This window comes from Peribacillus sp. NPDC055009 (assembly GCF_053608705.1).
This window is the reverse complement of record NZ_JBSGVZ010000012.1, coordinates 132450-139132: the sequence shown is the minus strand read 5'-3', so window position 1 is coordinate 139132 and position 6683 is coordinate 132450. Positions and strand designations below refer to the sequence as shown.

General features: G+C 45.1%; 6 protein-coding genes. All 6 read right to left on the bottom strand.

Going from position 1 to position 6683, the window contains the following annotated elements:
- Positions 1 to 63: 63 nt before the first annotated feature.
- From ACWF5P_RS18265 to ACWF5P_RS18240, 6 genes are read right to left on the bottom strand one after another with little or no spacing between them, the layout of a single operon-like run.
- Positions 64 to 1593, bottom strand: a complete 1530-nt coding sequence (locus ACWF5P_RS18265; RefSeq protein WP_452445139.1) for an acyl-CoA carboxylase subunit beta — start codon at positions 1591 to 1593, stop codon at positions 64 to 66.
- 23 nt (positions 1594 to 1616) lie between these two features.
- Positions 1617 to 2399: an enoyl-CoA hydratase gene (locus ACWF5P_RS18260; RefSeq protein WP_434169492.1), complete on the bottom strand. Its 783-nt coding sequence runs from the start codon at positions 2397 to 2399 to the stop codon at positions 1617 to 1619.
- A 19-nt stretch (positions 2400 to 2418) separates the two neighbouring features.
- Complete coding sequence (locus ACWF5P_RS18255; RefSeq protein WP_434169491.1) at positions 2419 to 3318, bottom strand: hydroxymethylglutaryl-CoA lyase; 900 nt, start codon at positions 3316 to 3318, stop codon at positions 2419 to 2421.
- 17 nt (positions 3319 to 3335) lie between these two features.
- Entirely contained in the window at positions 3336 to 3548 is a 213-nt protein-coding gene (locus ACWF5P_RS18250; protein WP_101221971.1) for an acetyl-CoA carboxylase biotin carboxyl carrier protein subunit, read from the bottom strand.
- 30 nt (positions 3549 to 3578) lie between these two features.
- Positions 3579 to 4928, bottom strand: coding sequence for an acetyl-CoA carboxylase biotin carboxylase subunit (locus ACWF5P_RS18245; RefSeq protein ID WP_434169490.1), 1350 nt, complete (start codon positions 4926 to 4928; stop codon positions 3579 to 3581).
- A 12-nt stretch (positions 4929 to 4940) separates the two neighbouring features.
- Positions 4941 to 6578, bottom strand: a complete 1638-nt coding sequence (locus ACWF5P_RS18240) for an AMP-binding protein (RefSeq protein ID WP_434169658.1) — start codon at positions 6576 to 6578, stop codon at positions 4941 to 4943.
- Positions 6579 to 6683 lie beyond the last annotated feature (105 nt).

The following is a 6683-nucleotide window of genomic DNA, read 5'->3' as shown; positions in this document are numbered from 1 at the left end:
CATTTATTTTTATTACATGAAAACAAGCCCGGTCATGATGACCGGGCTTGTTTATCGATTTCTTTAAACGGGAAAGACCCCATGTTTACGATCGGTAAATGTCAATTGCTTACTGCTATATGCTTCAAACCTGGCGCACAATTCATCACGCAGGTCATTTGGCTGGATGATGCCATCAACAATCATCTCGGAGGCTAAGCGGTAGATATCAATGTCTTCATTATACTCATTGCGCTTCTGTTCGATGAATTTAGGGCGCTCTTCTGGTTCCATTGCATTGATTTTATTGGCATAGACTGCATTGACCGCAGCTTCTGCCCCCATGACCGCTATCAATGCCGTCGGTAAGGCCAGAACGCAGTCCGGTTCAAAAGCTGGACCGGCCATCGCGTATAGTCCAGCACCATAGGCCTTACGGACAATGACAGAAATCTTGGGAACCGTGGCTTCACTCATGGCCGAAATCATTTTTGCACCATGGCGAATGATCCCTGCCCGTTCGACCTTAGTCCCGATCATGAATCCTGGAATGTCCACCAGGAACAACAACGGTATATGGAAAGCATCACATAAATTGATGAACTTGGCTGCCTTATCAGCTGAATCATGGAACAGGACGCCGCCCTTGACACGCGGCTGATTGGCTATGATCCCTATCGTTTGTCCATTTAGTCTTGCAAGTCCAGTGATTAATTCAGGGGCAAATAGCTTCTTGATTTCACAAAACGATTGCCTGTCTATAATCCTTTCGATCAGGTCATACATATTGAAGGCTGCATTCTGATTTTTAGGAATCAGTTCTTCCAACGTTTTTTCGAAATCCGCAGGCAGCTCAGGTTTTACGCTTTTAGGCCTTTCTTGATAATTTCCTGGAAAATAGCTTAAGTACCTGCGCGCGAACGCGATCGATTCTTCTTCTGACTTGACAAGCACATCCCCGCATCCTGAAACGGAACAATGCATTTTCGCCCCGCCCATTTCCTCTTCACTCACCTTTTCGCCAATGACCATTTCAGCCATTCTCGGTGAACCTAAATACATGGATGCATTGCCATCAACCATTACGACGATATCACAAAAAGCTGGGATATATGCCCCGCCGGCGGCAGACGGACCGAACAATAGACAAATTTGAGGGACTTTTCCTGATAACTTTACTTGGTTGTAAAAGATGCGTCCTGCTCCGCGGCGTCCCGGAAACATTTCTACTTGATCTGTAATTCGTGCCCCGGCAGAATCGACTAAATAAAGAAGGGGCAGCTGTAACTTCTCAGCTGTTTCCTGAATGCGAATGATTTTCTCGACGGTCCTTGCTCCCCAGGAACCAGCTTTTACAGTCGAATCATTGGCCATGACACAGACCCTCTGACCATTGATTTTCCCGATGCCTGTAACCACACCATCGGCAGGCAGGCCATCACTGGCACAATTAGCAAAGAAAGCGTCCTCTATTTCAACCCCTTCATCGAAAAGCAGTTCAAGCCGTTCACGTACGAAAAGCTTTCCTTTTTCAGCGTTTTTCTGATGATATTTTTCTAAACCGCCTTTTTTAATCGTCTCAACCGTTTCGGTTAGTATATCCGTCGTTACCATCCCTGTTCCTCCTTCAATTGAAATCATTGGCCCTTAAATACCGGTTTGCGCTTTTCCTTGAATGCTGACAGACCCTCCAGTCGGTCACGGGTTTTTAAAGTTGTCTGATAGCAGTCTTTTTCAATTTGCAATCCTGTTTTCAAGTCAGTCTCAGCCCCTTGATTGATTGCCGCTTTTGCAGCCCTTAGTGCCAATGGGGCATTGACCGCAATTTCCTTAGCCAATTTTTTCGCTTCCTCAAGTAAATGCTGGGGTGAATATACATGACTGATGATTTTCAAGGCATGTGCCGTTTTTGCATCCAATCTCCTTGCCGTATAAATCAGTTCTTTCGCTGTCGGCATTCCAACTATCCGTGGCAGGCGCTGAGTACCGCCGGCGCCTGGGATGATGCCTAACGATGTTTCTGTCAGTCCCACCTTCGCCGTTTCCGATGCGATTCGTATGTCACAAGCGAGTGCCAACTCCAGCCCTCCGCCAAAAGCCGAACCGTTAATCGCGGCGATGACCGGAACTGGAAGGTTTTCTACAGCCGTAATCGTATCTCCAATCAACTTGACTGTCTCCCTGACTTTATCCTCATTCATACCTGCTCGTTCCTTAAGGTCCGCACCTGCACAAAACGCCTTTTCACCTGACCCCGTTATAATGACTGTTCGTAAATTGGAATCACTTTTCAATTCCTCGAGCCCTTCAACCAAGCAATGAAGCAATTCTGTGGATAAGGCATTAGCAGCATCCGGCCGATTCAAAGTCACGAGGGCAATTCCCTTTTCCTCAGTACTTATTTCAACTAATGAAGTCATAATTTCACCTCAATTTCTCTTATTGTGCGTTATAAACAGCCATCTGATGGCTTGGCAATGGTTTTTCCAAAAAGCTCTGCATCTTGGCCGCAGCCTTCATTAGTTTTTCTGGGTTGATTCCCGTGTGAATTCCCATTTTATGTAGCATATGAATTAGGTCATCCGTTGCCACGTTTCCGCTCGCACCTGGTGCATACGGGCATCCTCCTAAACCTCCGAGCGAAGAGTCGAAAGTGTCCACACCATAATTAAGTGATTCTAGAACATTTGCGAGTGCCATTCCCCTTGTATCATGAAAATGGAGGGCAATCCGGCTTATATCATATCTTTTTACAGCCTGTTCCAGGAACAGTGCTACCTGTCTTGGAGAAGCGACCCCAATGGTATCACCCAATGAGACTTCATTGATTCCATATTCAAAAAGTTGATCACAAACACGGAAAACCTGTTCGGTCGAAACCTCTCCTTCATAAGGACAGCCGAAAACGGTTGAAATATAGCCCCTAACCGTTTTCCCGCTGTTAGCTGCTGTCCCGATGACATCCTTCATTATTGGAAAGGTATCGGAAATCGACTTATTGATATTTTTAAGATTATGCGTTTCACTGGATGACATGAACACGGAAATTTCATCGATATTGGCTTCTAGAGCCGACTCCAGTCCCCTTTGATTGGGTACAAGGGCCGCATAAGTGATACCGGGATTGCGCTTAATTCCCTTAGCCACCAGGGCAGCATCACTCAATTGGGGAATCCACTTTGGATGGACGAAAGAAGTCACCTCTATATAAGATAAACCTGTATCAGAGAGCTGATCGATCCACTCCATTTTGCTTTGTGCAGGTATCATGACCTTTTCATTTTGCAGCCCGTCACGGGGTCCAACTTCCTTAATTGTCACTTTTTCAGGCCATTTCATCTTACCCCTCCGTCCCCTTATTCAATGACGGCCAAAACGTCGCCCTCATTCACGAAATCCCCCTCATTCACTTTAAGTTCTTTAATGGTGCCAGCTTCCTCGGCTGCAATGGGGATTTCCATTTTCATAGATTCCAAGATAATGATATCCTGTCCGTCGGTTACACTTTGCCCCTCGTTCGCTACGATTTTCCAAACGCTTCCTGCCATGCTTGCCTTTAATTCTGTCATCTTACATTCCTCCTGATCATTATGTTTTATTTATACAGTCAGTTTTTTTATATATTTTGCAATGAAATCCGTAGTCGTATCTCCTTGGGAAAAAGCTTCATGAGAAATGATTTCCATCAGCAAAGGAAGGTTTGTTTTAATTCCTTCAATTTTATAGCTTGCGAGCGCTTCTCTTAATCTCTCGATCGCTTTATCCCTTGAATCACCGCTCACCACCAATTTGGCGATCATCGGATCATAAAAGTGGGATACGACCGAAGTTCCATGAACAGCCAATTCATGACGGATCCCTTCCCCTTCCGGAAGTTCCATGCTTGTGATTTTCCCCGGTGCTGGATAAAAGGTTTTCGGATCTTCAGCATATATGCGCACTTCAATGGAGTGTCCATCCTGTTTAATCTCACTTTGCGTGAATTCCAATTTGTCGCCAGAGGCAACTTTAATTTGCTGTTCAACCAAATCCAGTCCCGTAATTTCTTCGGTGACAGGATGCTCTACCTGAAGGCGTGTATTCATTTCCAGGAAATAAAAGTTTTTATCTGCATCAACTAAAAATTCGAGGGTGCCCGCATTGCTATAACCGATGGATTTTACTGCTTTCACTGCAGCCATTCCCATCCTGTTTCTTGTTTCTTCGTCAAGGAAAGAAGATGGAGCCTCTTCCACGACCTTCTGGTGGCGCCTTTGAACGGAGCATTCCCTTTCCCATAAGTAAACAGCATTCCCAAAGGAATCCGCCAATACCTGAATTTCGATATGACGAGGCTTCTCAATCAATTTTTCTATGAACATATCTCCATTGCCAAAAAACAATTGGGCACGTTTTTGATTCCCTTCGAAGGCTTTGGTAAGTTCATCTTCATTAGCAACCGCCTGCATGCCGATTCCCCCGCCGCCTGCTGCTGCTTTTAACATGACTGGGTAGCCAATTTTTTCGGCAACGGCTGCCGCCTCTGCACTATCAATTAACGGACGTGAAAATCCAGGCACCAATGGAAGTCCCGCTTGCTCCATCTTTTTCCTCGCCTCGACTTTATTGCCCATCTGCTGGATGATCTCAGGTTTGGGACCAATGAATATCAAGCCGGCTTCTTCGCATGAACGTGCGAAATCTGCATTTTCACTAAGAAATCCATATCCAGGATGAATGGCATCCACTCCGGTTTCCTTAGCTATTTCCAAAATCTTATTGACGTTTAAATAGCTTTCCTGTACTCTCGGGCCACCCAATAAATATGCCTCATCCGCCAATCCCACAAATGGCGAATCCGAATCTGCTTCCGAATGGACGGCGACAGTATGTATCCCCAGCTTCCTGCACGTACGAATAATGCGTGATGCTATTTCTCCCCTGTTTGCGATAAGAATTTTTCGAATCATTCGATATCCTCCTTATTTAGTGCGTTCCGATAGTAGGTCAAGAGTTTGTTGCCGAAGCTTATACTTTTGGATTTTTCCGGATGCAGTCATTGGATAAGCATCGGTAAATTGAATGTAACGGGGAATTTTATGAAAAGATATTTTCCCTTTGCAATACTCTATCAATTCTTTCTCCGTAAGAGTTTCTCCTGCTTTCAAAATGATCCATGCCGCTACCTCTTCCCCGTACTTCTGATCAGGAACGCCGAGTACCTGGACATCGACAATTGCAGGATGTTGATAGAGGAATTCTTCAATCTCACGGGGGTAAATATTTTCCCCTCCGCGAATGATCATATCTTTCAGCCGGCCTGTAATCTTGCAATAACCCCTTTCATCCATCACCGCCAAATCTCCCGTATGAAGCCAGCCTTCCCGGTCAATCGCCTGCTCAGTGGCTTCCGGGTTATTATAATATCCCTTCATTACATGGTAACCCCTAGAACAGAGTTCACCCTGTTTGCCCCGCTGGACTTCTTCCCCTGTAGCTGGATCGACAATTTTCACTTCCACTTTCGGCAAAGCCCTTCCAACTGAAGAAACACGAAGTTCGATCGGATCGTCCGTTCTTGTCATCGTAATTCCTGGAGAAGATTCCGTTTGACCATAAGTAATCGTAATTTCCGAGATGCCCATCTTATTCACCACGCTTTTCATGACTTCGATCGGACATGTGGAGCCTGCCATGATACCAGTCCGTAACGAACTTAAATCATACTGGTCAAAGTCATCGAGATTAAGTTCAGCAATGAACATCGTCGGAACACCATGAAGCCCCGTACATTTTTCAGCTTCAACCGTCTGAAGGACAACGCGTGGGTTAAATTCCACGATTGGCACCATTGTTGCCCCTACTGAAACAGAGGCCATCGTGCCAAGGGAACAGCCGAAACAATGAAAAAACGGAACCGGGATGCAAAGCCGGTCAGCTTCGGTAAGCTTCATGCATTCCGCGACATTCAATCCGTTATTGACCAAGTTGGAATGAGTCAGCATCACTCCTTTTGGAAATCCTGTCGTCCCTGATGTATATTGCATATTAATCACATCACCGGGAGCCAATTCCTCCATCCTCATGTCCAGCGATTCCTCCGAAACGGATTCGCTCCCGCTAATGACTTCATCCCACGAAAACGTTCCGGGATAACGCTTTTCACCTAAAACGATGATATTTTTCAATTTTGGCAGTTTCTCAGATTGTAATTTTCCTGGTTCTGCATTTTTCAATTCAGGAACGATTTCGTACAGCGTATCTATATATGAATGATCCTTATATTGTTCCATCAGGATGATCGTCGTCGAATCGGATTGCTTGAGCAGGTATTCCAGTTCACTTGTACGGTAATTAGTATTGACCGTTACCAGCACTCCGCCCATTTTCGCGGTCGAAAATTGGGATATAAGCCATTCCGGTTTATTGGATGCCCAAATGGCGATATGTTCGCCCTTTTTTATATCTAGTGACATGAACGCCCTGGCAGCCTTTCGGCAAATCTTTTCAAATTCGCGATAGGAATGGCGCAGGCCTAGCTCATGGTACACAACCGCTTCATTATCACCATATTGTTCAGCTGTCCTTTCAAGCAGTTTCCCGATAGTAACATCTAGCAAATCAGACATCAAACTCCTCCTAATCAAATAAAAGTAAGAATGAACGCTTTTTGCTGTATAGATAACATCTGCTTTTCACCAAAATGAACCAAAGCATCATTGTTC

What these genes read in the sequence shown, in the direction of transcription:
- ACWF5P_RS18265 (WP_452445139.1), bottom strand. Translation starts at nt 1,593, where the DNA reads ATGGTAACGACGGATATACTAACCGAAACGGTTGAGACGATTAAAAAA.
- ACWF5P_RS18260 (WP_434169492.1), bottom strand. Translation starts at nt 2,399, where the DNA reads ATGACTTCATTAGTTGAAATAAGTACTGAGGAAAAGGGAATTGCCCTC.
- ACWF5P_RS18255 (WP_434169491.1), bottom strand. Translation starts at nt 3,318, where the DNA reads ATGAAATGGCCTGAAAAAGTGACAATTAAGGAAGTTGGACCCCGTGAC.
- ACWF5P_RS18250 (WP_101221971.1), bottom strand. Translation starts at nt 3,548, where the DNA reads ATGACAGAATTAAAGGCAAGCATGGCAGGAAGCGTTTGGAAAATCGTA.
- ACWF5P_RS18245 (WP_434169490.1), bottom strand. Translation starts at nt 4,928, where the DNA reads ATGATTCGAAAAATTCTTATCGCAAACAGGGGAGAAATAGCATCACGC.